Source organism: Serratia sp. CY56464, from assembly GCF_052168435.1.
GTDB classification, from domain to species: domain Bacteria; phylum Pseudomonadota; class Gammaproteobacteria; order Enterobacterales; family Enterobacteriaceae; genus Serratia; species Serratia marcescens.
In genome coordinates this window covers 150,562-174,917 of the sequence record NZ_JBJNMV010000004.1, presented here as the reverse complement: position 1 = coordinate 174,917, position 24,356 = coordinate 150,562, and the positions used below count along the sequence as shown (strand labels likewise).

Sequence of the window (24,356 nt, the reverse complement as noted above, 5' to 3'; positions counted from 1 at the left end):
TTCTTTTTAATTCCCGCCTTTGGCCTTGGCCAGCTGGGCGCGGATATTGGCCAGATGGCTCTGCCCCTTCTGCATCCGCTCCTGCGGGCTCACCACTTTGCGCTCGGTTTCCCACGCCAAATCGTCCTGCGGCAGCTCCAGCAGGAACCGGCTCGGCTCCGGCCGCACCAGCTCGCCGTACTGACGGCGCTCGCGGCACAGGGTGAAAATCAGCTCTTTTTGCGCGCGGGTGATCCCCACATAGGCCAGACGCCGCTCTTCATCGACATTGTCTTCGTCGATGCTGCTCTGATGCGGCAGCAGACCCTCTTCCATGCCCACCAGGAACACATAAGGGAACTCCAACCCTTTGGAAGCGTGCAGCGTCATCAGCTGTACCTGATCCAGCTCCTCTTCACTTTCGCCGCGTTCCATCATGTCGCGCAGAGTGAAGCGCGTCACAACCTGGGTCAGCGTCATCGGCTCGTCCAGATCGTTGCCTTCCAGCATTTCCGTCATCCAACCGAACAGCGTGTTGACGTTTTTCATCCGCATTTCGGCGGCCTTCGGGCTGGTCGAGGTTTCAAACAGCCAGCTCTCATAATCCACGCCGCGGATCAGATCGCGCACCGCCGCCACCGGCTCACGCTCCGCCTGCTGGGCGATGCCGCCCAGCCAGTGGGTGAAACGCTGCAGCGATTCCAACCCGCGCCCGGTCAGATGCTGGCTCAGCCCCAGATCGAAGCTGGCATGGAACAAACTCTTGTTGCGCTGGTTGGCCCACTCGCCAAGCTTCTGCAGCGTCGCCGGGCCGATCTCGCGCTTGGGGGTATTGACGATGCGCAGGAAGGCGCTGTCGTCTTCCGGGTTGGTCAGCACGCGCAGGTAAGCCAGCAGATCCTTGATCTCGGGGCGAGAGAAGAACGACGTACCGCCGGAAATCTTGTACGGGATGCGGTTCTGCATCAGCATCTTTTCAAACACCCGCGACTGGTGGTTGCCGCGGTACAGGATCGCATAGTCGCCGTAATTGGTCTTTTTCACGAAGTGGTGGGCGATCAACTCCCCCACCACCCGCTCGGCTTCGTGATCCTCATTGTTGGCGGTCACCACCTTCAGCTCTTCGCCATACCCCAGTTCAGAAAACAGCCGCTTTTCAAACACGTGCGGGTTATTGGCGATCAGAATGTTGGCCGCCTTCAGAATGCGCTCGCTGGAACGGTAGTTTTGTTCCAGCTTGATCACCTGCAGCGCCGGGAAATCTTCCTTCAGCAGCACCAGGTTCTGCGGCCGCGCGCCGCGCCAGGAGTAGATCGACTGGTCGTCGTCGCCCACCACGGTAAAGCGCGCGCGGTTGCCCACCAGCAGCTTCACCAGCTCGTACTGACTGGTGTTGGTATCCTGGTACTCATCCACCAGCAGATAGCGGATGCGCTGCTGCCAGCGTTCGCGCACCTCTTCGTTGCGTTGCAACAGCAGCGTCGGCAGCAGGATCAAGTCATCGAAGTCCAGCACGTTGCACGCCCGCATATGGGCGTGGTACAGGCCGTAGCAGTGGGCGAACAGCTTGTCGCGCTCCGAGCGCGCCAGCTCCGCCGCGCGCTGGGGATCGATCAGGTCGTTTTTCCAGTTGGAGATGGTCGAAATCAGCTGCGCCACCAGCGTTTTATCGCTTTCCAGCCACTTTTCGGTCAGCTCTTTCAACAGCGCCAGCTGATCCTGGTCGTCGAACAGCGAGAAGTTGGACTTCATGCCCAGCGCCACATATTCCCGCTTGATGATTTCCAGCCCCAGGGTGTGGAAGGTGGAAATCATCAGCCCGCGCGCCTCTTTGCGCCCCAGGGTTTGCGACACGCGCTCTTTCATCTCGCGCGCGGCTTTGTTGGTAAAGGTCACGGCGGCGATGTGCCGCGCCTGATAGCCGCAGTGGTGGATCAGGTGGGCTATCTTGTTGGTGATAACGCGCGTCTTGCCGGAACCGGCACCGGCCAACACCAGGCAGGGCCCGGTAACGAATTCGACGGCTTGTTGTTGGCTGGGGTTTAATCGCATGGTGCTGGCTTGCTCGACTGTAAAACGTGGAAGGGAATTGTAGCAGAAAGCGCCGATGAGATTTAGCGGGTATAATCAGCGCAATTTTCGCATCGACAAAGGCAATACCATGGCAAAAACGGCGTGCGCCCTGCACATTCTGGTAGACAATGAAAAGCTGGCCAACGAGCTGCTGGCCAAGCTGAAGCGCGGCGTCAGCTTCGACACGCTGGCGCGCAAATATTCGAGCTGCCCGTCAAAACGCAACGGCGGCTCGCTGGGCGAATTCAACAAGGGCGCGATGGTGCCTGCGTTCGATAAAGCGGTGTTCAGCATACCGCTGCTCAAACCTTACGGCCCGGTCAAAACCCAGTTCGGTTACCACATCATCAAGGTGCTGTATCGCAACTGAGGGGGCCTGAGCCCCCTGTCGCGATATTACTGCGCGCCGGCGTCCGTCGCCGGCGCAGCCACCGCAGCGTCGGCCGGTTTGGCTTCTTCCGTCACCACCGCCGGCGCCGGCATCATGATGCCGTCATAAGTTTCCTGCAGCTGCTTCATGCTCATTTCCGGCTCGCCTTTCGGCTGCATCAGCACCAGCGTCGCCTCCTGAGACAGCTGCAGCTTCAGCGCCTGATTCAACGTCTCCAGCGTCAGGCTGGACAGGAATTCCTGGCGCAGCTTCTGATACAGCTCCGGCGCGATATCCACCACCCCGCTCTGCTGCGAACGCAGGCGCTGGCTCATCAGCACATCGGTGTCGGTGCGGGCGTAGGTCGCGAACAGCTTGCTCAGCTGATCGTTTTTCTGCGCCAGCAGCGCATCGAATTCTTCTTTCGACAGGCCGTTGTCACGCACGTTGGCCAGCTCGCGGGCGATAAAGCCCAGGCTGCCGTTCAGATTGTTGTTCGGCGTATCCAGATGAATGGCGCACTGCCCGCGCTGGTACTGCACGCGGCAGTCAAAGCCCAGATGCAGGCTCTTCTGGTCGCTTTTTTCCAGCGTCTGCTGAAGATGCCAGAACAGCGCCTCGCGGGCGAGATCGCCACGCCAGTAACGAAGCAGGCTCTGCGAATCGCGAATCGGGTGCCACGGCGAATCCCACATGATCGACAGCGTATCCTGTTTCACCTGCTCGCTGATCAGGCTCACCGGCTGCTGCGGCAGCGGTGTCAGCGTCGGCATCGGGGCCGGGGTTTCACGTTTGCCTTGCAGCGGCGAGAACGCCTTGTTGATCTGCTCGCCCAGGCTGCGGCTGTCAACCTTGCCGACCACGAACAGCGTCATGGCGTCCGGGGTATACCACTGCTGATAAAATTTCTTCAACTGCTCGAGGTTGACCGGCCGTTTCGCCGGCTGAGCCGGATCGTGCGCCAGCAGCGTCGAACCTTTCAGGCGGTAACGCCACCAGACATCTTGGGTATTGGGCGGGAAAGTGCCGACCGGATTGATGGTGGAATTCATCACCGCGTGCACCGTATGCTCGTCGATCGCCAGTTTGCCGGTGGTGTCCGCCAGCCAGGCCAGCGCTTCTTTCAGCAGGTCGGGCCGGTTGTTCGGCAGGCTGAGGTTATACATGGTGAAATCATACGAGATGATAGCCGGCGGCAGCGGCCGCTCGTTATCCACGCTCTGTTGCCACAGGGCGCGCAGCTGCGGCGCGGTAAAGCTTTCGCTGCGCGTCAACGCCAGCCGCGGCAGCAGGTGGGCGAAACCGGTCTGCTGCGAAGACTCCACCAAAGAGCCGGTATTGACGATCAGCCGCAGTTCCACGCGGTCGCTTGGCCGCTGAGGCGTATCGAGAATCTGCCATGAAAACCCGTTGGCCAGCGCCCCCTGCTGCCAGGCAGGATCGGGTTGTAGTGCTTCAGCCTGCACGCTGCTACTGGCTGCAGCCAATAGCAGCCCACCAACTATAAGATGAATTCTGGTGCCCTGCATGTGAACCCCTACTTAATGACTATCCAATTTCTTATGCAAATGCGTGTATTCCATTCAATGGAATCATAAAAATACGCCCTGAGTTTCACGGTGGGGCGGAAAGCAGAAAGTGTACCATCGTGTTAGACCGCGCGCCTTTGCGGATGTCACTCATTAGAGTGAAAAATAATGGATTGCGGGGTTTTTAATGCAAAAAATCGTTACGAGGCAGGGGAAGAAGCTCACCGGCCGCGGATGCGGCCGGTGATTTACCGCCGATATCAGGCGGAAGGCAGCGTTTTGTCCGCGCCGGTGTTTTTGTTGTTCAGCGTGTCTTTCAGCTGTTTTTCATCCAGCTGGTTACACCATTTTGCCACCACCACGGTCGCCACACCGTTGCCCACCAGGTTGGTCAGCGCGCGGGCTTCCGACATAAAGCGGTCGATGCCGAGGATCAGCGCTAGGCCGGCCAACGGCAGGTGGCCGACGGCGGAGATGGTGGCGGCCAAGACGATAAAGCCGCTGCCGGTCACGCCCGCCGCCCCTTTGGAGGAGAGCAGCAACACCACCAGCAGGGTAATCTGATGCATGATATCCATGTGGGTGTTGGTCGCCTGAGCGATAAACACCGCGGCCATGGTCAGGTAGATAGAGGTGCCGTCCAGGTTGAAGGAGTATCCGGTCGGGATCACCAGACCCACCACCGATTTCTTGCAGCCCAGCTTCTCCATTTTATCCAGCATGCGCGGCAGCGCGGATTCGGACGACGAGGTCCCCAGCACGATCAGCAGCTCTTCTTTGATGTAGTTGACGAATTTGAAGATGCTGAAGCCGTTGGCGCGGGCGATGCTGCCCAACACCACCACCACGAACAGGATGCAGGTGATATAGAAGCACACGATCAGCTGGCCGAGTTGCACCAGGGTGCCGACGCCGTATTTACCGATGGTAAACGCCATGGCGCCGAAGGCCCCCAGCGGCGCCAGGCGCATGATCATGTTGATGATGCCGAAAATCACCCGCGAGAAGCTGTCGATCACGTTGTAGATCAGCTGCCCTTTGTCGCCCAGACGATGCAGGGCGAAGCCAAACAGCACCGCGAACAGCAGCACCTGAAGAATGTTGCCGCTGGCGAACGCGCCGATCACGCTGCCGGGGATGATATCCAGCAGGAACGGGATGATGCCCTGCTGCTGCGCCTGCTCGGCGTAGACCGCTACCGCTTTGGCGTCCAGCGTGCCGGGATCGACGTTCATGCCGGCGCCCGGTTGCACCAGGTTGACGATCACCAGGCCGATAATCAGCGCGATGGTGCTGACGATTTCAAAATACAGCAGCGCGATGGCGCCGGTGCGCCCTACCGCCTTCATGCTTTCCATGCCGGCGATGCCGGTCACCACGGTGCAGAAGATCACCGGCGCGATGATCATCTTGATCAGTTTGACGAAGCCATCGCCCAGAGGTTTCATCTCGGCGCCGAGGTCAGGGTAGAAATGGCCAAGCAGGATACCCAGCGTGATCGCCGTCAGCACCTGAAAATAGAGGCTCTTAAAGATCGTTGTTTTCATATGAACATCCTATGGGGGGAAGACACGCACCAGGCAGCAGTCTAAAAATCCAGCCTGTTCATCGCTTGCGCGGAAAATAACACCCACTTAACAACATGGAAATAATTTGTTGCACCCACCGTGTGGGGTTGATGTGAATTTAAGAGCTGAAACGCGTCAGTCGGGGTGCAAAGCTGAAAATTGCGTAAGCCTTTGTTTGCACTAACGCAAAAGAGGTAGATAAAGAATGGCGATTTTCGGACGAGGAAAAGTACCGGAAAGGTATCGCGACGCTCACCGCGCCGCGCGGCAAAACTCGGCTTCGAACGCTTCGCGCGGCAGCGGCCGGGCGAACAGGAATCCCTGCCCACTGCGAATGCCGTGCTGCAGCAGCCAGTCGCGCTGTTCGGCGTTTTCCACGCCTTCGGCCATTACCGGCAACGCCAGCACTTCGGAGATCGAACTGACGATGCGCACCATCGCATCGTCGGCCGGCAGCCCCTGAATGAAACTGCGGTCGATCTTAATCAAATCGATCGGCAGGGATTTCAAGCGGTTGAGGTACTCCAGGCTGGAGTAGCCCATGCCGAAGTCGTCCAGCGCGATCGACAGCCCCAGGTCGTGCAGCTCGCGCAGCAGCGCCAGAGCGCGATCGAGATCGTCGATGCGTACCGTCTCGGTGATCTCCAGCAGCAGCTTGCGCGGATCGATCCGATACTGCGCCAGCAGGTTTTTCAGATGCGGGACGAACGCTTCATCCTGCATCTGAATTCCGGAAACGTTAACCGCCAGCGGCAGCGCAATGCCGCGTTGTTGCCAGTCCGCCAGGATGCGGCAAGACTCTTCCAGCACCCAGTTGCCGAGAGGCACGATCACGCCCAGCTCTTCCGCGAGCGGGATAACGTCGGCCGGCAGGGTATAGCTGCCGTCATACTGCTGCCAACGCAGCAGCGCTTCGGCGCCGATCACCTCGTTGGACTGCATGTCGATCTGCGGCTGCAGGAACAGCGTGAAATGCCGCTGCTCGATGCCGTGCAGGATCTCGCTCTCCTGCGTCAGCCGCTTCTGCGTGCGTTCCGTCAGGCTGGGTTCGAAGAACAGGATCTGATTTTTTCCTTCGCGGTGCGCGGACATCATCGCCGAGGTGGCGCTGCGCAGCAGCTGTTCCGCACTCTCCCCCTGATTGAGGTAGTGCGCGATGCCGATGCTGGCGTTGGGCCGCAGCGCCAGACCTTCCAGCGTCAACGGCGCATTGATCTCCGCCATGATGCGCCGCGCCAGCTGCATGGCGTGGAACGGCCGCTCGATACCCTTGGCCAGAATGGCAAATTCGGTATTGCTCAGCTGCGCCAACACGCCGTTTTCGTCGATGCAGCCGCGCAGCTTCTTCGCCAGCGCCAGCAGCAGCGCTTCGCGCATCGCCGGGCTCATCACGCCAGACGCTTCATGCAGCGTCTCAATGCCGATCACCAGCAGGTTAAAACGCTCAGGGCGCAGACTGGAGGCGATATGCTGTTCCAGCAACGCGTTCAGCAATGCAGGATTCGGCAGTTCGGTCACCGGGTGGCGGGTGCTCAGGCGGCTCATGTCGGCATGCGCCTTGGCCAGCGTCTGTTGATTGCGGTTGTAATTGCGCACCAGCAGGCCGAGCTCATCGTCCTGGTGCAGCGCCGGCAGCATCAGCTGGTGATAGGGCGCTTCGTCCTGCGAGATGTTCTCCAGCTCTTTGGCCATCGCGCGCAGCGGATGCACCATCAACCGGTTCATGCACCAGGTGATGGCCACCGACAGGATCAGCGCCAGCAACAGGTAGGTCGACAGCATGGTCGACAAAATGCTGAGGATAAACTGGTACATGCGGAACGAATCGGCTTGCAGCACCAGATAGGCCAGCGGCTGCTGGTTGGCCGGCACCCGTTCCAGCGAATAGAGCGGCACGGAAATTTGGATAGGCAGCTCAAACAACCGGGCGATCAGCGTCGGCACCGGCCGCTCCGGCGGGAAATTGGCGTGCAGCGCCTGAAACTCGTTCGGCAAGACGATATCCGCCCGGCTGAGAATGCCGACCGGCAACAGCGTGTTCAGCACCCTTTTGGCTTCCGGCACGTCCATGCGCAGCACCGCCTCCGCCAGCGGCTGGCGCACGGAGTGGGCGATATTCTCCAGTTGCTGGGCGTAGTCATCCCTGCGCTGCTGCACAAAGTGGAATAACTGGATCACGATAAAGATGCAGATCGTAACCAGCGCCACGCCGGACACTGTCGCCATCTGCTTAATCGTTAACGAACGCCTGACCCGCAAACCTGCTCTCCGTGAAATCGGGCTGAAACAAAAAAGGGGGCTGACTCTCACCCGCCCCCTCGAACCGGGCTGAGTATACTCGATCATCGGCTGTTTTTATCTGGCTATGCCGCAGGCAAAACCAAGAAAATCGCGGGTTTCAGTCTTTTCCTAAAGCGAACAAACGCGACCCGCACACAGGGTAACAAAACTCCCCGGCGTCCGACACTCTGAATCTTTCCCCCTTCCGGCTACTTGAAGTCGGCGTAAGGCGTCAGCGGCTGCGGCGGCAAATCGAGATCCCCTTGCCAGCCGGCCAGGGAATAACGCAGATAAATCAGCGCGTGGCTCGGCGTATAGTCCTTCGCCTGTTGAATGTCGATGCCGGCGCCGAGCGTCCAGTGCGAACTGAGACGGCGTTCGACGATCGCCCGCAGGGTATAACCGACGCCGCTCGAGGAGCTGCCGTCCTCGACGGCGAACTTATCGGGCAACGAATCCGGGATCAGTCCCTGCAGCGGATAACGGCGCTGGCTGTCGGTTTTGGAATGGGACAGTGAAACCGAACCGCCCAGCTCCCACGACCAGTTCTCGGTGCGCTGACGGTAGTTGACCGGCAGCGACAGCGACAGATATTGCTGCGGGCTGTAATAGCCGCCCTGCCCCAGCGAATAGCCGCTCAAATCCTTCTGGTAGTGCCACAGCATGGTATTGAGCCCGACGCTCAGGCGGCGATTGTCTTCGTTGATCAGCTTGTAGTAGTAACCGGCCATCAACCGTTGCCGCTGGTTGTCCGCCACGTTCTTGCCGGTAATCTGATGCGCGCTGAGATCGGCCCAGACGCCGTTCGCCTCGCCGCGATCGTAGCTGGCGCTCAGGCTGACGCCGGTGGCGCGCACGCCGCCCCAGGTGATGCCGGTATTCGGGTCTTTGGCGCCGCCGAACGCCAGCAGCGAGCTGGAAATCGGCCGCCGCGAGGCCGCCAGCGTCCAGCCAATGTGGTTCCAGTCGCCGCTGTAGGCCAGGCCGCCGGTCCAGTCGACCACCTCAAAGCCCATCGGCGTCGTGCCGATGTCGGCGGCCCAACGATCGTTTTTCCAGCCGGCCGCCACGCTGGTGCCGGTGGTTTTCTGGTGTTCATCGCCGCGGCACCCTTGCGTATTGCAGGTGCCGAAGGTCTCGTAGTATTTGCCGCTGCCGTCGGTCGAGAAGCGGCCGGCATCCAGCTGCACGGTGTCGGTCCGCAAGAAGGCGCGCCCGTCATACAGCGGCATGTCCACCTGCAGCATGGTGTCGTGCGCGTTGAAGTCGGAAATGCCGCCGGTGCCGCTCGAACGCCAGTAATCGTGATCGAGCGTGACGTTCACGTCTTGCTGTCGATACAGATCCGCGGCGTCGGAGCGGATGCCGCGTTTCAGCCAGTCGTCGTTCGGATTATTGCGCGTCAAATAGGTGTAGCCGTCATTATCCTGCGGCAGCGTCGGCGTGATGCCGCCGGCCACCATCGCCTGGCGGTAATCCTGCTGCGCCCGCTCAGGCTGTTGCTGAGCCCGTTCCAGCCGGGCGGCGTCACGATAAACAAGCGCCTTGGTCTGCCCGGCGGGCTCCGAAGCCGCCGCCGTTTTCAGCCGGCTGAAGAGCGCGTCGGCCTGCTGCGGATCGCCGACCGCGCCCCAGGCGTTGGCGACCCGCCGTTGGCTGTTGAGCGAAGCGTCTTGCGGCTGCGGTTCGGTTTTCAGCCGCTGACGCGCCGCGTCCAGATCCCCCTGCGCCACATAGGCTTCGATCTCGCCCAGCTGCGCATCCGGGTTGTTCGGTTCACGCCGTTTCACCCGCTGATAGTCGTCCAGCGCCGCCGCATACTCCCCGCGCGCCAGCGCCCAGTCGGCGAGCAGCAAATCGATGCGGGTGTCCGCCGGCTGCCGACGCAGATAGGCTTCCGCCGCCGCTTCGTCACCGGCGGCCCGCAGCCGTTCGGCATGCTCGATTACCGCCTGCATTTTCAGCCGCTGCGCCAGTTCGCGCATGTTGTCGTTCCATTGCGCCGCAGGCAGCGTATTGAGCTGCGCCAGCGCCTGCCTGTCGCGATCGCTGCCGGAAAGATAGAGCGCATAGGCGTAGGTCAGCTGCGGATTGGCATGTTGGCGCAGCGCCAGCTGCCGGAACAGAGCGTCCGCCTGCTGCGGCTGCCCGGCCTGACGCAGCGCCTGCGCATAGCGATAGGTCAGCCAGACGTCGTCGGGCGCCATCGGCTGGGCGCGGCGATAGATTTCCGCCGCCTGCTGCCACTGCTGCTGTGCCGCCAGCGTCTCCGCCTGCTGCTTCAACATATCGAGCCGCAGTCCGTCGAGGGTGCTGCGCAGCTTGGCCTGTTGGCTGCGCGGCAGGCCGTTGAGGTAGGCCAGCGCTTTTTCCGGCGACTGGCGTTGATAGATATTCACCAGGCCGCGCAGCGCGCTGCCGTTGCCGGGATCGCGCCGCAACGCCTGCTGATAAAACCCTTCCGCCGCGGCGTCATCCTTGCTCGCCACCGCCACATCGCCCAGGCCGATAAACGCATCGCCGTCGCTGTCGTCGAGCTGGCGCGCCTGTTGATATTTCTGCCGAGCCAGCGCGAGATTGCCGGCCTTGAGCGCTTTGTCGCCCTCGTCGATCGCCAGCCAGTAGCCGGTGCTCTTGATCAGACTCTGCCATTTTCCGCTGCCGTAGCCGCTCTTGTCGGCGGCCAGCGCCTGGCGAAACAGCTTCAGCGCCTGCGGGCGGTTGCCGGCGCGCGAGTAGGCCTGGCCGAGCGCGCCCAGCACCTCGGCGTCGTTCGGCGCCGCCGCCAGCGCCTTTTGCAACTCTGGAATGGCTGCCCGGCTGCCGCCTTTATCCACCTGCGCCAGACCGCGCACCCGCGCCTGATAAGCCGGATCGGCCAACAGCTTCTGCTGTCTGGCCAGTTCTTCGCGGGCGCGGGTCGCCTGATCGCCGGTGTCGAATACGCCGAGGAAACGGTTGAGCGCCGCTACGCTCTGCGCGCTGACCGGCATCGCTTTGACCTTGTCCAGCCACAGATCGGCGGCGTCACCGCGCCCGGCCGGATCGGCGGCGATCTTCTGCAGCAGTTCAAAGGCCTGCGCGTCCTGGTTCTGACTGAACAGCATACGCGCCAGCGACATGCGCAGCGCCACATTGCCTGAATATTGCTGATCCAGCGCCTGCAGCTGCTTTAACGCCTTCGCCTCCTGCCCCGGCAAACGCGCCACCAGCCGCCAGTATTCTACCGCCAGATCGAGCGTCGGCGGCTCGCCGTGAAACAGCGCATCGTACTGCGCCTTGGCTTCCGGCAACCGGCCGGCGGTCGCCATCAGGCGCGCCTGCTGCAGCTTTTGCCGGGTTTCCGGCTGGGTCAGCAGCATGTTCATTTGCGCCTGGCGATAGGCGCTGGACTGCGGCGCGAGGGTTTTCAGCTTGTCCAACTGCTGCTGCGCCAGCGCCATGTTGCCCTGCCGCAGCGCCAAACGCATGCGCGCGGCGATCACGTCCGGGTTGTTCGGATCCATCAGCTCGAGCCGGTACAGCGACTGGCGCACCAGATCGTCCTTGTTGCCGGCCTCGCCAATGCGCACCTGTTCCAGCAGCCACTGTTCCGGGGCCACGGCCTCCGCAGCGCGCGCCTGCGGCAGCATCGCCAGGCTCAGCGGAATCAAATTCAGCCAGTTTATTTTGAAGTTGTGCATTGGCCGTCCCACGAGGGTTGCAATTCACCCTGACGATTAAAGCGATAACGTTGTTGATCCCATCCCTGACCGAACAGGGTCAGCGAGGCGCTGAAATAGGCGTCATCACCCGGCGGATGCTCGCTGATGCGCTGCCGCTGCACCGCCAGCGCTTCAGCCTGCGTCGCCAGCATCGGCAGCATAGAAGCGGAGAAACCGACCGGGCCGTCGCCGGTAGTTTTGCCGCTGGCGGTATCGGTTTTCTCCGGCGGAACGCCCTGTTTGGCAGTGAGCTGCGCCATCGGCTGGAAGCGTTCAAGCAGCGCCGCCTTGTGTTCATCGTCGTCCGCCAGCATGCCGGCCCACAGATAAACCCGAATGGCGTCGTAGCTGCCGACGTTTGGCTTGACGGTGTCCGGCTGCCAACCGGCGCCGACCCGCCACACCACCCAATCCGGCGAGAAGCCGTGCGGCGCAGTGTCCAGCCACAGTCGCTGATTGATCTCGCGCATCGCACGCCATGGGCCGTTCAGCGCCGCAAAACGCGCCAACAGCTGCGGCGGCAGGTAGCTGGGATTCAGCCGCCAGCGATCTTCCGCCACGAACCCGACTTTGCCCGGCAGCAGCATCAGGCCCAGGCCGGGAATGTCGGCCACTTCCTCGCGGCCGATGCGTTGCAGCAGCAGCGTTCCCAGGGTTTGATAACGCCGGCTTTTCCACAGGCGGCCGGCTTCGAGCAGGTTGTAAGCAATCCACAGGTCGGCGTCCGACGCCGAGTTGGCGTCCAGCACCTTCCACTGCTTATCGTCGCTCTCTCCCCACAGCCAGGCGGGCAAGCGGGCGCTGAGATCGCCCGCCGCCAGATTGTTCTCCGTCCAGGTCAACAACAGGTCGAAGGTCGGCCGGTCGTTGGCCACCAGGGCGAAAAACAGGCCGTAACTCTGTCCCTCGGAGGTGGTGATTTTGTTCGGGCTGCTTGGGTCGATCACCCGCCCCTGCGGGCTGATGTAGAATTGCTTGTACTGTTGCCAACCCGGCCACTCGCAGGCCGCGGCGGCGCTGAAGGCGCACAGCAGCAGCATGCCGAGCGACAGGCGTTGCAGCATCGCGTTCACCGCCGTCAATCCCGATCTTCAGGCGCCAGACGACGCCGGCTGAAGGCCTTCAGGCCGCGCCACAGCATCAGCCCCAGGATCACCACCAGCACCACCGCGATCACCGCCAGCAGTACCGGATGGGTGGAAAGGGCATACCACAGCCGCTCCCACCACGGCAGGTGGCCGACATAGTAAACATCGCCGACGCGCAAGCTGTTGACCCCCGATTCGCGGATCACCGCCACCGAGCCGAACACCGCGGCGCGCTTGCCGCTGTCCAGCAGGGCATTGTTCAGCAACTCATAGCCGCGCGGGCTGTCCGCCAGCAGCGCCACGATGCTGCGCTGATCGTTGAACGGCGATTGCACGCCGATGATCGCCGACATCGCGCCCTCGGAACTGACGGTGGTCTTGCTGTCCGGCTTGGCGTCCTCCGCCAGCAATTCCGCGCTCGGCAGCGGCGGCTGTCGCGTCGGCTGCTTCACCCAGCTTTGGGTGGCGTCCACCAGCAGGCTGATTTTCTTATCGTCGCGCAGCGCCGGCGGAATGGTGCCGACCATCAGAATATCGTCGTCACGATCCTTGGCCTGCGACCAGTCGTCGCTCAGCGTAAAGGCCAGCGCCGGGTAGCCGGTTTGCGCGCCGATCACGCCAAGCGCGTTCAGCAGCGCGCTGACCTGCGCCGGCTGCGGTTTCTGGTTCACCAACACCAGCGTTTGCGACAGATCCGCCAGGCGGCTGAACGGGAAGCCGGCGTTGGCGAAGGCGCGCAAGTCCGGCATCGCCATAAAGTGGCGATAACCGGAGAAATCGATGGTAGACGCGCCGTCGATCACCGCGTGGTTTTGCGTGAAGGAGTAGGTTTCGCAGCGCCCTTCCGCGCCGCTGGCCAGCAGCGTGGTGTAGTCAAAGTCAAAGCGCAGCTGGTTGGTGGCGCCCAGCCGCAGCGCCGGGATACTGACGTTCTTGTCGGAGTCGAGCAGCCCCTGCGTCAACGGCAGGCGCAGCAGCTGCGCGCCCTGCTCGTGTTCCGGCACCAGCGAGTAAGCCTGCACGAACTGGTTGTTCAGGCTGACGCTCAGCCGCGAACCATCCTGAATGCGCGGCGCGGTATAGCGGTATTTCAGGTGCATATCGATACCGGTGCTGCGGATCAGGAACAGGTCCGGCGGCAGGTTCATGGTCAGCGAAATCGGGCCGGGCTCGATGCCGCTGGTTTGCAGCTGTTCGGCATATTGCTGCAGCTCGGCGAAGGTCATCGGCCGATCGGTGCGCACCCAGTTCGGCGCGTCGTAAGGCTGGCGCGGCGCGAGCTGTTCCACCTTGTCCACCGCCACGTTCTGGCCGCGGAACAGGATGTTACCCTGCGCGATGCCCTTCACCGCGGTGATCAAATCGTTGTCGTCACGCCCCTGAATCAACAGCAGTTTGACGTACGGATTGTCGGGGTGGCTGATCATCTCCACCGTCGGGCCGTTGACCGCCGGATAATCGCGCAGGAAATCCGGGCGCTGCGAGTTGGTGGCGAACACCACCGCGTGCTGCGTCGGCAGCGCATTGTACAGCGTCGGGAAGGATTGCCCGCGCCATTGCGCCTTGCTGCCGAACCACGAGGCCAGAATGCCCGCCGCGCGCTGCTGGGCGAGATCAGGCTGGCCGGCGAATACCATCGGCAGCGTCAGCGGCCGATTATCGCGGCTGTCGAAGAACGGCTCAGGGAAGTGCGACAGCTCGTTTTTCACCGGCAGCGTCTGGAAACGCAGCTTCAGCGCGCTGGACTTGCTGACGTCGAGCCACAGCGAAGTGCTGGCCGGGTTTTCGCAGATGTTCTGATAATGGCCGACAAACACCAGCCTGACGCGGTTAAAATCGGTGATATAGCGCGGATCGATCGCCATTTGGATGCGATTGGGCTTGCCCAGCTGCTCTTTGGCGAGGGTGGTCACGCCCATCAGTTCGTCGTTCAGATAGACCTTGACGTGCGACTCCACCGGGATCAGCGCCGGCGACGGCGTAAACTCCATATCGAGCATCGCCTGCGAGACCACCTCATCGCTGCGCACGCCGAATTCGATCTGTCCGTCCGGCCGGGTGCCGCGCAGAACAAAGGTGCCCGGCGGCGGCGCTATCTGCGCAAACGGCAGCGATACGTCGCGCACCGGCGCATTCGGATCCTGCGGCGCGGCGGCCGACGGTGGCGCGGTCGCCGTATCGGCCGCCGCGGCGATCGGCGGCTGAGCCGCCACGGTCGGCGCAGTGGCGGTTTCGGCCTGCGACAGGGTACTGATGCCTAAGGCCAGAGCAGTTAACCAGGTTATTTTTCGCGTCATCGTATCATCATCAATGTTGGAGCCTGTTCACCGGGCGAGTGAGCGGGCGGTTGAACTCGCAGCTAACCCACTGTTTCTTGTTGATCCAAGGTCGGATCCCTGCCGACGCCGCGCGGAATAAACGACACGACCCAGGCGGTCAGCGACGTGACCCCGACCAGCAGACCGCGCACCAGCGGCGGCGCGTAGTCCGCCATGCGCACATAGCCCCGGAAGCCCAACGCCAGCACGTCGCGCAGGCTTTCGATCGGCCGGTCTTCAGGGAACCCGTCCTGCCACAGCGCCCAGGTATCGGCGCGGGCGAAGGTGCACTGAATGAAATCGATGTGTTCACGGGTGGAGAGACTGACCAGACGCACCCCCACCTTGTTGCCGAAGGCGCGCGTCACCACACAGGGGAAGCTGTACTCCTGCTGGCCACGCTTGAGCAGCAGCGAGGCCTTGTCGCCGTCTTTCAACGCGTTTTCCACTCGCATCTCAATGCCCACGCCGCCGTCGGAGTAATCGCGCAGCGTGCAGGGGTAGAGGTGGCCATCGGCACGCGCGATCGCCGCCGGCATGGCGATCTCCACGCGATGCGCCTGACGCACCTGCTTGGCCTCCACCGCCACCGCCACCGCGCCGCCGAGAATGGTCATGTTGTACAGCACCCACACCAGGCTGATGATCACCGTCATCACCTCGTCCGTCGGGCCATAGGCCAGCCGCCAGGCGCCGAACGCCAGCCCGGCCAGGTTCAGGACCACCAGGAACATGTAAGGCCGGGTGATCACCCAGTCGACGTGCTCCTCCTCCACCAGCCCGCCCTTGGCGGTCACGTTGAATTTGCCCTTGTGCGGATTGAACAGCGCCACCGTCGTCGGCCGCGCGATATACCAGGCCAGCACCGTTTCATAGATTTCGCTCCAGAAAGAATGGCGGTATTTCCCCTGGATGCGCGAGTTGGTCAGGCTGGCGTGGATCATGTGCGGCAGCACATAAAGCGCGATCGCCAGCGCCGGCGCGAAGATGATGTAGGCATGCAGCAGTAAAAACGCCAGCGGCGCGGTGAGGAAGATCAGCCGCGGAATGCCCGACAGAAAGTGCAGCATGGCGTTGGCGTAGCACAGGCGCTGCGCCAGTTTCAGCCCCTTGCCCAGCAGCGGGTTGTCGAGCCGGAAGATCTGCACCATGCCGCGCGCCCAGCGAATGCGCTGGCCGATGTGCGCCGACAGGCTTTCGGTCGCCAGCCCGGCGGCCTGCGGAATGCGGATATAGGCCGAGGTGTGTCCGCGCCGGTGCAAGCGCAGCGAGGTGTGGGCGTCTTCGGTGACGGTTTCCACCGCGATGCCGCCGATCTCATCCAGCGCGCTGCGGCGCAGGATGGCGCAAGAGCCGCAGAAGAAGGTCGCGTCCCACATGTCGTTGCCGTCCTGCACCAGCCCGTAGAACAAGGTGCCCTCGTTGGGCGTCTGGCGGAAGCGGCCGAGGTTGCGCTCGAACGGATCCGGCGAGAAAAAGTGGTGCGGGGTCTGCAGCATCGCCAGCTTTTTGTCTTTGAAGAACCAGCCCATGGTCAGTTGCAGGAAGGAGCGCGTCGGCACGTGGTCGCAGTCGAAAATCGCCACGAACTCGCCGGTGGCCTGCTTCAGCGCATTGTTGATGTTGCCGGCCTTGGCGTGTTCGTGGGTCGGCCTGGCGATGTATTTCACCCCCACTTCGGCGGCGAACGCCCGGAATTCAGGGCGATTGCCGTCGTCGAGGATATAAATGTTCACTTTCTCTTTCGGCCAGTCGATGCCCAACGCCGCATAGATGGTGGGCTTCACCACCCCGAGATCTTCGTTGTAGGTCGGCACCATCAGATCGATGGTCGGCCAGGTGGCGCTGTCAGCGGGCAACGGCACCGGCTGACGGTTAAGCGGCCAGACGGTCTGGAAATAGCCCAGCACCAGCACCACCCAGGCGTAGGTTTCCGCCACCAGCAGCAACAGGCCGCACACTAGGCTGAGCGGGTCGTCCCAGTTCAGCGTGGCGGTATAACGCCACCACAGGTAACGACAGGAAACGGTCAGCGACAGCACGATCAGCATCAGCGCAGGCAAACGCCCCGGCACCCGGCGCACCACCATCGCGATCCCCCACAGCAGCACGACGAACACGAACTGCGCCGACAGATCGAACGGTTGCGAGATGCACAGCATGGCGAGGATCGCCGCCAACACGCCGACCAGAATAAACAGCGCGCGTCGCATGCCGCGGTTCATGCGGCCGAGGCGCTCTACCGAACGCTGTTCCACGCCGGCGTTTTTCAGCCGTTGCGGCAGGCTCTGCAGCCAATCGGCGTAGCGCTGCTGCAGCCGCCGCCACCCGGCGAAATAGTCGCGCGGCACCGGCGCGCGGCCGCTGCGAAACAGCAGCAGCCACAGACCCTGCAGCAGATAGCGCAGCGCATCCGCCGGGCGCGGGCGTTCGGCGGACAGATGCGGGAACCAGTAAGCGCGGCCGACGCGCACGCGCTGCCAGGCCGGTGACTCGAAGCGCAGCAGCATCCACCCCAGCACCACCAGCAGCGTGGCAAAAAAGGCGGTCAGCGCCGACGCGCCGTTGCGGCGATAGCCGCGGTAGCGCGCCTGTACCGCCTGACGCACCGGCGGCACCAGCAGCAGGCTCAGCACCCGGCTCATGGCGCAACGCCCCGTTTGAGGTTGATCAGGCACCAGTTGGCCAGCGTCAGCACTTCATCCGCCGCCAGGCTCTCGGGGCGATACTCGCCCAACGGCTGTTTGACCGCCAGCGCTTCCGCCAACGCTTCGTCGCGGTGGATCACCACCGGCAGCAGGCCGCTCAGGGTTTGCAGCCACAGCTGATGCAGATCCTGCTGCAGCTGGCTGGCGGAGGAGTAGTGATTGACCAGGAAACGGCAGTCATTCGGCAGCGTCTGTTGATGGAGCCGCACCTGACAGTTGGCGTCGGGGTTCAACAGCACGAACACGCTGTCGGCAAGCTGCAGCGCCTGCTGCGCCAACACGCCGTCCCCGACCGGGACATCCAGCAGGATCCAGCGCTGCGGATCGCCGGCGATCAGTTGGCGCAAGTTGTCGCGCCAGCGTTCCGGCTGTTGACGACACTGGCGCTGCACTTCCAGCCTTTCCGCCCCATTCAGGCGGCCAAAAGGCAGAAAGTCGAGGTTTTCACAATAACGCAGCGCACCTTCCTGCCAAGCGCCGCCATCCTGCTCTGCGCGGGCCCAGCCGCGCGCCAGCTCGAACGGCGTGTTGAAATGCAAGCGCAGCAGATTATCCGGCGTGAAGTCGATCGCCAGCACCGACTCGCCCAGTTGCTGCAACGCCCAGGCGAGCGCCGCCGTGACCGAGGTCGTCCCCATTCCACCCCGCAACCCTTGCAGCGCGAGCACCGGCATAGATCAGTGGCTCCCCGTGGTCTGCGCCAATTCGGCCAACAGTGGCCAGCGCGTCATCATTTGCGTTAACCGCTCCTGCCGTGAAATATCGACATAGCGTAATTTCGGCAATGAAAAAGCCTGACTGAGCGCCTGCAGGTCATCCTGGCTCTCCCCAGGCGCCGCTGCACGAAAATGGATGGATGCGTTATTCATTCTTCCGCCTTGGCGAAAATAGGCTATGTTAATTAACTATAGCAACGATACAAAAAGAGACAGGCAATAAGATGATTCTCAACAAATATTGTTGAAGAGCGTCGGAGATTTATTATTGCCAGCGTAAAAATGGCTATCTTTAAATATAAACGCCTTTAGTCGGCTTTCAACGAAAGTAGAACACATCCTATGGCGCACTCTTTTTCTCTAGGCATTCGGCAGATTTGGGAAGAGCTGTCGGTGATGCAGGCCCCCGGGCTTTATTGGATCAATATCGACAGGCAAAGCGACGCCGCGCTGCTGTGTCGCCAGGCCATCGCCGCTCAACCGGCCACCCACAAAGTCGCCCTGATCTGCAGCGGAGACAAACCCGAGCGCCTGCTGGCCGAGCTGGCTGCGCCCGCGTTGCAGAAGCTGCCGCTGTATCAATTACCGGAGAAAAAAGCTGCGCTGACACAGTTGAACGACGATCTGATGCGCGCTCTGAGGCCGCAAAATCGCTTACTTATCCTGCTGGCCCACGCCAGCCTGTGGCAAACCTTCACCACCGAAGAGCTGCGCGAGTGGACGCGCACCCTCGCCGCCTGGCTGCGGCGGCAGGACTGTACGCTGTTGATCCTCAGCCACGGCGGCGGCATCAATAAGCTCAAAGGGCAGCTCAGCGCACAGCACCGCATCCTGAACGGCCTGTCCAGCCTGCAATGGCAGCAGGACAGCGCGCAATACCTGGTGAACTGGTGGAGCACCGAAAACGGCATCAACGCCAATCAGCTGCTGACCTTGTATGCGGCGGAAGGTGGCTGGCAGGGCGAGGATGAAAATAGCCAACCCTCCCCCACCGCCTTGCGCAGCGACGAAAGCCAGTATCTGGCCGAGCGCAGCATCCTCGAAGGCGCGCCGCCGCTGTCCGCCAACTGGCTGCTGCTGGAGAGCAACGATGAACTGGCGCAGCACGGCATGCTGAGACTCTCGGCGACGTTGATTTTCGCGTTGTATCAAAGCGACCAAATCGATCATCTGGCGCACCAGATCCACACCCTGCGCCGCAGCCGCGGCAACGGCCTGAAAATCGCGGTGCGCGAGATGAGCGCCAGCCTGCGCTACAGCGACGAACGGCTGCTGCTGGCCTGCGGCGCCAACCTGATCGTGCCGCACGTCGCGCCGCTGTCGCGTTTTCTGACCATGCTCGAGGGCATCCAGGGGCAACGCTTCTCACGGCATGTGCCCGCCGACATCGATGCGCTGCTGGCCGGGCTGCGTCCGCTGCAGCTCAAAGGCTACATGCGGCCGGAAGCGTTCAGCCAGGCGGTGCTTTCGCTGATGGGCAACACGCTGCTGCCCGAGGATGGCAAAGGCGTGATGGTGGCGCTGCGCCCGGCCACCGGTCTGCGCGCCGAACAGGCGATGACCCTGTGCCACCTGCGGCGGTTCGGCGACGTGATGACCGTGGTGCAGGGGCGGCTGGTGCTGTTCCTTTCCACCTGCCGCATCAACGATCTGGATACCGCGCTGAAGTTCATCTTCCGCCTGCCGGTGGATGAAGCCTTCAGCAACCGGGTGGTGTGGCACCAGGATGTCGATATCATTTCGGAAATCAAACGCATGGCCCAGGGACGCTGGCAGATTTCGGCCACCGGCCCCGCGGGCGCCGCGCCGCGCCCTCGCGTGGCGGCTCCCGAGGTGCCCGCGGAACGGCGGCAGCCGGTCGCCTTCACGCTGCCGCTTGGCCCGCAGGAGGAACCGCATGCTGAACCTTAACGACATCGTGCAACTGATCCTGCTGTGCGCGCTGATCTTCATTCCGCTGGGCTACGCCTTTCACCGGCGTTTTCCGCATTTGCGTCAATACTGGCAAAACCTGTTGTTATCGCCGCGCTATTTGAAATCCGCCGGTTTATGGGTGCGCACAGGCTCCTCCTCCCAGATTAAACGTAAGAAGCAGCCATGACTCGAAACTCGAATACGCAATCCGATAACGCTCTGTGGCGCTACTGGCGCGGGCTGGGTGGCTGGAACCTCTACTTTCTGGCTAAATTCGCCCTGCTGTGGTTCGGCTACCTGAATTTCCACGCGCTGCCGAACCTGGTGTTCATGGCGTTTCTGCTGATGCCGATCCCTTCGCAACGCCTGCATCGCTGGCGCCATTACCTCGCCATCCCGATCGGCATCGCCTTGTTCTACCACGACACCTGGCTGCCGGGCATCAACAGCATCCTCAGCCAGGGCTCACAGCTGGCCGGCTTCAGCGCCCAGTATCTGCTGGAGCTGATCAACCGCTTTATCAACTGGCAGATGATCGGCGCGGCCTTCGTGCTGTTTATCGCCTACCTGTTCGTCGCACAGTGGGTGCGCGTCACGGTGTTCACCGTGGCGGCGCTGGCGTGGCTCAATATCGTCAACATCGCCGGGCCGGCGGTTTCACTGCTGCCCGCCGCTTCCACGGCGACCGCCGGCGGCGCCAATACCCCGGCCACATCTGCGCCGGCGGCGGGGGACGCGGCGCCGGCAGACAGCCTGCCGCCGACCAGCGCCAACCTGACGGCCTACCTGAACCAGTTCTACGAGCGGGAAAAAGGCCGCGCCACCGCATTCCCGGCCGCCTTGCCCGCCGACGCCCAGCCGTTCGATCTGCTGGTGATCAACATCTGTTCGCTGGCCTGGGCCGATATGGACGCGGTCAACCTGCAGAATCATCCGCTGTGGTCGAAAATGGACATCATGTTCGACAACTTCAACTCGGCCACCGCCTACAGCGGCCCGGCGGCCATCCGCCTGCTGCGCGCCAGCTGCGGCCAGCTTTCGCATCACGATCTGTATCAGCCGGTGAACCAGCAGTGTTACCTGTTCGACAACCTGGCGAAGCTCGGCTTCAAGGAACAGCTGATGCTCGATCACTCCGGGGTGTTCGGCAACTTCCTGAAAGAACTGCGTGAACAGGGCGGCATGCAGGCGCCGCTGATGTCGCAGGCCGGCGTCGGCAACGAGCTGACGTCGTTCGACGGTGAGCCGATTTATAACGATCTCGAATTGCTGACCCGCTGGCTGGATCAGCAGCAAAAAGGCGGTGACGGCCGCACCGCCACCTTCTTCAACGTCATCCCGCTGCACGACGGCAACCGCTTCGTCGGCTCCAACAAAAGCGCCGACTACCAGCCGCGCGCGCAGAAGCTGTTCGATCAGTTGAACACTTTCCTCGATCAGCTGGAGAAATCCGGCCGCAAAGTGGTGGTGGTGATCGTGCCGGAACACGGCGCGGCGTTGGTGGGCGACAAGATGCAGATGTCCGGCCTGCGCGACATCCCGAGCCCGAACATCACCCATACGCCGGTCGGCATCAAACTGGTGGGCATGAAGGCGCCGCATCAGGGCGGCCCGCTGCAAATCAAAACGCCGAGCAGCTATCTGGCGCTGTCTGAACTGGTGTCGCGCCTGGTGGACGGCAAGGTCTTCAGCGAATCCAGCGTCGATTGGCAGACACTGACACAGGGGCTGCCGCAGACCCCGGTCATCTCTGAAAACGACAACGCCATCGTGATGCAATATCAGGGGAAACCTTACATTCGCCTGAACGGCGGCGACTGGGTGCCTTATCCGCAATAAGCGCGGCCTCATCAACCTAAAGCGCGCCGCCGGCGCGCTTTTTTATTAGGGCTTTTATAATAGATATAGCGAAGCTTATCGGCCAACCTTACGTTATTAATAACAATTCGTTAAATTCAATTATTCGACAACCATTAACATACGAAGATTCTTAGAAAAATAACTCTTATAAGAATTTAATTAGTGAGGTAATTAAAATGGCGGACTGTGGTAGTTTTCTAATTATTAACCCTTTGATTGAGTAATAAAAAACGCCGGCGTGATGCCGGCGTGAATTTAAGCGATGACGTTCGACGCTTTACGCCCCCGGATGTTCGTCCTGATCGACCGCAAAGCAGGCCACCATCTGCTCACCGTACTGTTTGAGCTGCGGCTGCAGCTGCACGCAGGTGCCGAAAGCGCGGCGGCAGCGGGCATTGAACGCACAGCCCGGCGGCGGATTCATCGGGCTGGGCAGTTCGCCGGTCAGCTTGATACGCTCGCGGCGCATATCCGGGTTCAACCGCGGCGTCGCCGACAGCAGCGCCTGGGTGTACGGATGACGCGGGTTATTGAAGATCGCCTCTTTGCTGCCCTTTTCCACGCAGCGGCCGAGGTACATCACCATCACCTCGTCGGCGATGTGTTCCACCACCGACAGATCGTGCGAGATGAACACATAGGACAGCCCCAGCTCCTGCTGCAGATCCATCATCAGGTTCAGCACCTGAGCGCGCACCGACACGTCCAATGCCGACACCGGTTCATCGGCGATCACCACGTCCGGATTCAACATCAGCCCGCGGGCGATGGCGATACGCTGGCGCTGGCCGCCGGAGAACATGTGCGGGTAGCGGTCGTAATGCTCGGTCTTCAGGCCGACCTTCGCCATCATCTCCAGCGCTTTTTCCCGCCGTTCGGCGGCGCTGAACGACGTGTTGATCAACAGCGGCTCCTCGAGGATCTGCCCGACCTTCTTGCGGGGGTTGAGCGATCCGTAAGGATTCTGGAACACGATTTGGATCTTCTGCCGCCGCAGCTTCTCGGCCGAGACGTCCGGCTTCAGCAGATCCTGCCCCTGGTAATACAACTCGCCGCCGGTCGGCACTTCAATCATCGTCAGCAGGCGGCCGAGCGTTGATTTGCCGCAGCCCGACTCACCGACCACCGCCAGCGTTTTGCCGCGCTCCAGGGTGAAGGACACGCCGTCGAGCGCCTTGACCAGCCGCTCCGGCGCGAACAGACCCTTTTTCACCGGGTAATGCTTCTTCAGGTCAATCGCCTGCAGTAAAGGTTGATTCTGGCTCATACGGTCGGCCTCCCCGCATCATCCAGCGGTGTGTGACATTTAACCTGACGGCCGGGAATGCTGCGCAGTTCCGGCTCCTCGTTACGGCAGCGCTCGTTGGCGTACGGACAACGCGGGTTGAGCAGGCAACCGGTCGGGCGATCGTATTTGCCCGGCACCACGCCCGGCAGCGAAGCCAGCCGCGCCTTGTCGGCGGCGAACTCCGGCAGCGCGCGCAGCAGCGCCTGAGTGTACGGGTGGCGCGGCGCGCGGAAAATCTCCGCCGCCTTGCCGGATTCCACCACCTGGCCGGCGTACATCACGATGATGTGATGCGCCGCTTCCGCCACCAGCGCCAGATCGTGAGTGATCAGCAGCAGCGCCATGTTTTCGCGCTGTTGCAGGTCCAGCAGCAGTTCGATGATCTGCGCCTGGATAGTCACGTCGAGCGCGGTCGTCGGCTCGTCGGCGATCAGCAGCTTCGGCCGACAGGCGATGGCCATGGCGATCATCACGCGCTGGCTCATGCCGCCGGAAAGCTGGTGCGGGTATACGTCCAGCCGCGAAGCCGGATCGGGGATGCCCACCTGGGTCAGCAGGTCGATAGCGCGCTGGCGGCGAGTGCGGCGATTGCCGCCCTGATGCACCTTCAGCGCCTCCATGATTTGGTAACCGACGGTATAGCACGGGTTCAGGCTGGTCATCGGATCCTGGAAGATCATCGCCACTTCGGAGCCCACCAGCTGGCGGCGCTCTTTTTCGGAGATCTTGCGCAGATCCTGGCCGTTGAACTCCAGCTTGTCGGCCATCACCTTGCCGGGGAAATCGATCAGGCCCATGATCGCCAGCGAGCTGACGGATTTGCCGGAGCCGGATTCACCGACGATGCCGACCACCTGACCTTGCTCCACGCTGTAACTGATGCGGTCTACCGCGCGGAACGGGGTGCCTTCGTCACCGAAGTGCACCGAAAGCTTGTCTACATTCAATAACGCCATCTCTC

General features: G+C 62.1%; 16 protein-coding genes. 4 read left to right on the top strand and 12 right to left on the bottom strand.

All coding sequences use genetic code 11. The features are described 5' to 3' along the window. Positions 1–6: 6 nt before the first annotated feature. Positions 7–2,031: a DNA helicase Rep gene (gene rep / locus ACJ8KE_RS18870; protein ID WP_004934177.1), complete on the bottom strand. Its 2,025-nt coding sequence runs from the start codon at positions 2,029–2,031 to the stop codon at positions 7–9. A gap of 109 nt (positions 2,032–2,140) precedes the next feature. Between rep and ppiC the strand changes: the two genes are divergently transcribed. After that, on the top strand, positions 2,141–2,422 hold the full coding sequence (gene ppiC, locus ACJ8KE_RS18865) for a peptidylprolyl isomerase PpiC (protein WP_004934175.1): 282 nt from the start codon (positions 2,141–2,143) through the stop codon (positions 2,420–2,422). Between the two features lie 26 nt (positions 2,423–2,448). Here the strand turns inward: ppiC and ACJ8KE_RS18860 are convergent, their stop codons facing one another. The 9 genes from ACJ8KE_RS18860 to bcsR all read right to left on the bottom strand — a co-directional run bounded on the left by ACJ8KE_RS18860 (position 2,449) and on the right by bcsR (position 18,486). Beyond that, positions 2,449–3,951 carry a M16 family metallopeptidase gene (locus ACJ8KE_RS18860; protein ID WP_028127369.1) on the bottom strand — a complete coding sequence of 501 codons (1,503 nt, stop codon included), beginning with the start codon at positions 3,949–3,951 and terminating at the stop codon, positions 2,449–2,451. A 260-nt stretch (positions 3,952–4,211) separates the two neighbouring features. Next, complete coding sequence (locus ACJ8KE_RS18855; RefSeq protein ID WP_016929514.1) at positions 4,212–5,498, bottom strand: dicarboxylate/amino acid:cation symporter; 1,287 nt, start codon at positions 5,496–5,498, stop codon at positions 4,212–4,214. A gap of 273 nt (positions 5,499–5,771) precedes the next feature. Next, positions 5,772–7,778: a biofilm formation regulator HmsP gene (gene hmsP / locus ACJ8KE_RS18850; RefSeq protein WP_028127370.1), complete on the bottom strand. Its 2,007-nt coding sequence runs from the start codon at positions 7,776–7,778 to the stop codon at positions 5,772–5,774. A gap of 230 nt (positions 7,779–8,008) precedes the next feature. Further along, entirely contained in the window at positions 8,009–11,482 is a 3,474-nt protein-coding gene (bcsC, locus tag ACJ8KE_RS18845; RefSeq protein WP_016929516.1) for a cellulose synthase complex outer membrane protein BcsC, read from the bottom strand. Continuing rightward, positions 11,464–12,576 carry a cellulose synthase complex periplasmic endoglucanase BcsZ gene (gene bcsZ, locus ACJ8KE_RS18840; RefSeq protein WP_028127821.1) on the bottom strand — a complete coding sequence of 371 codons (1,113 nt, stop codon included), beginning with the start codon at positions 12,574–12,576 and terminating at the stop codon, positions 11,464–11,466. Before bcsZ ends, bcsC begins: the two co-directional genes overlap by 19 nt. Positions 12,577–12,581: 5 nt before the next feature. Continuing rightward, positions 12,582–14,888: a cellulose biosynthesis cyclic di-GMP-binding regulatory protein BcsB gene (gene bcsB / locus ACJ8KE_RS18835; protein ID WP_028128283.1), complete on the bottom strand. Its 2,307-nt coding sequence runs from the start codon at positions 14,886–14,888 to the stop codon at positions 12,582–12,584. 62 nt (positions 14,889–14,950) lie between these two features. After that, positions 14,951–17,554 carry a UDP-forming cellulose synthase catalytic subunit gene (gene bcsA, locus ACJ8KE_RS18830; protein WP_193843193.1) on the bottom strand — a complete coding sequence of 868 codons (2,604 nt, stop codon included), beginning with the start codon at positions 17,552–17,554 and terminating at the stop codon, positions 14,951–14,953. Next, complete coding sequence (gene bcsQ, locus ACJ8KE_RS18825; RefSeq protein WP_028127819.1) at positions 17,551–18,291, bottom strand: cellulose biosynthesis protein BcsQ; 741 nt, start codon at positions 18,289–18,291, stop codon at positions 17,551–17,553. The genes bcsA and bcsQ overlap by 4 nt, the downstream gene beginning before the upstream one ends. A gap of 3 nt (positions 18,292–18,294) precedes the next feature. Then, complete coding sequence (gene bcsR, locus ACJ8KE_RS18820) at positions 18,295–18,486, bottom strand: cellulose biosynthesis protein BcsR (RefSeq protein WP_016929521.1); 192 nt, start codon at positions 18,484–18,486, stop codon at positions 18,295–18,297. 189 nt (positions 18,487–18,675) lie between these two features. Between bcsR and bcsE the strand changes: the two genes are divergently transcribed. From bcsE to bcsG, 3 genes are read left to right on the top strand one after another with little or no spacing between them, the layout of a single operon-like run. Beyond that, complete coding sequence (gene bcsE / locus ACJ8KE_RS18815; RefSeq protein WP_442517340.1) at positions 18,676–20,244, top strand: cellulose biosynthesis protein BcsE; 1,569 nt, start codon at positions 18,676–18,678, stop codon at positions 20,242–20,244. Beyond that, positions 20,231–20,434 (top strand): cellulose biosynthesis protein BcsF, encoded by a 204-nt coding sequence (gene bcsF / locus ACJ8KE_RS18810; protein WP_004934139.1) that lies wholly within the window; start codon positions 20,231–20,233, stop codon positions 20,432–20,434. Before bcsE ends, bcsF begins: the two co-directional genes overlap by 14 nt. Next, on the top strand, positions 20,431–22,086 hold the full coding sequence (gene bcsG, locus ACJ8KE_RS18805; protein WP_079450385.1) for a cellulose biosynthesis protein BcsG: 1,656 nt from the start codon (positions 20,431–20,433) through the stop codon (positions 22,084–22,086). Before bcsF ends, bcsG begins: the two co-directional genes overlap by 4 nt. A 298-nt stretch (positions 22,087–22,384) precedes the next feature. Here bcsG and dppF read toward each other — a convergent pair whose 3' ends face one another. Both dppF and dppD read right to left on the bottom strand, forming a co-directional pair. Then, positions 22,385–23,374 (bottom strand): dipeptide ABC transporter ATP-binding subunit DppF, encoded by a 990-nt coding sequence (gene dppF, locus ACJ8KE_RS18800; protein ID WP_016929525.1) that lies wholly within the window; start codon positions 23,372–23,374, stop codon positions 22,385–22,387. Further along, positions 23,371–24,351, bottom strand: a complete 981-nt coding sequence (gene dppD, locus ACJ8KE_RS18795) for a dipeptide ABC transporter ATP-binding protein (RefSeq protein ID WP_004934132.1) — start codon at positions 24,349–24,351, stop codon at positions 23,371–23,373. The genes dppF and dppD overlap by 4 nt, the downstream gene beginning before the upstream one ends. Positions 24,352–24,356 lie beyond the last annotated feature (5 nt).

Bases quoted from the DNA above. Each gene is read 5' to 3' on its own strand.
- rep (WP_004934177.1), bottom strand. From the start codon at position 2,031: ATGCGATTAAACCCCAGCCAACAACAAGCCGTCGAATTCGTTACCGGG.
- ppiC (WP_004934175.1), top strand. From the start codon at position 2,141: ATGGCAAAAACGGCGTGCGCCCTGCACATTCTGGTAGACAATGAAAAG.
- ACJ8KE_RS18860 (WP_028127369.1), bottom strand. From the start codon at position 3,951: ATGCAGGGCACCAGAATTCATCTTATAGTTGGTGGGCTGCTATTGGCT.
- ACJ8KE_RS18855 (WP_016929514.1), bottom strand. From the start codon at position 5,498: ATGAAAACAACGATCTTTAAGAGCCTCTATTTTCAGGTGCTGACGGCG.
- bcsC (WP_016929516.1), bottom strand. From the start codon at position 11,482: ATGCACAACTTCAAAATAAACTGGCTGAATTTGATTCCGCTGAGCCTG.
- bcsB (WP_028128283.1), bottom strand. From the start codon at position 14,888: ATGACGCGAAAAATAACCTGGTTAACTGCTCTGGCCTTAGGCATCAGT.
- bcsA (WP_193843193.1), bottom strand. From the start codon at position 17,554: ATGAGCCGGGTGCTGAGCCTGCTGCTGGTGCCGCCGGTGCGTCAGGCG.
- bcsQ (WP_028127819.1), bottom strand. From the start codon at position 18,291: ATGCCGGTGCTCGCGCTGCAAGGGTTGCGGGGTGGAATGGGGACGACC.
- bcsR (WP_016929521.1), bottom strand. From the start codon at position 18,486: ATGAATAACGCATCCATCCATTTTCGTGCAGCGGCGCCTGGGGAGAGC.
- bcsE (WP_442517340.1), top strand. From the start codon at position 18,676: ATGGCGCACTCTTTTTCTCTAGGCATTCGGCAGATTTGGGAAGAGCTG.
- bcsF (WP_004934139.1), top strand. From the start codon at position 20,231: ATGCTGAACCTTAACGACATCGTGCAACTGATCCTGCTGTGCGCGCTG.
- bcsG (WP_079450385.1), top strand. From the start codon at position 20,431: ATGACTCGAAACTCGAATACGCAATCCGATAACGCTCTGTGGCGCTAC.
- dppF (WP_016929525.1), bottom strand. From the start codon at position 23,374: ATGAGCCAGAATCAACCTTTACTGCAGGCGATTGACCTGAAGAAGCAT.
- dppD (WP_004934132.1), bottom strand. From the start codon at position 24,351: ATGGCGTTATTGAATGTAGACAAGCTTTCGGTGCACTTCGGTGACGAA.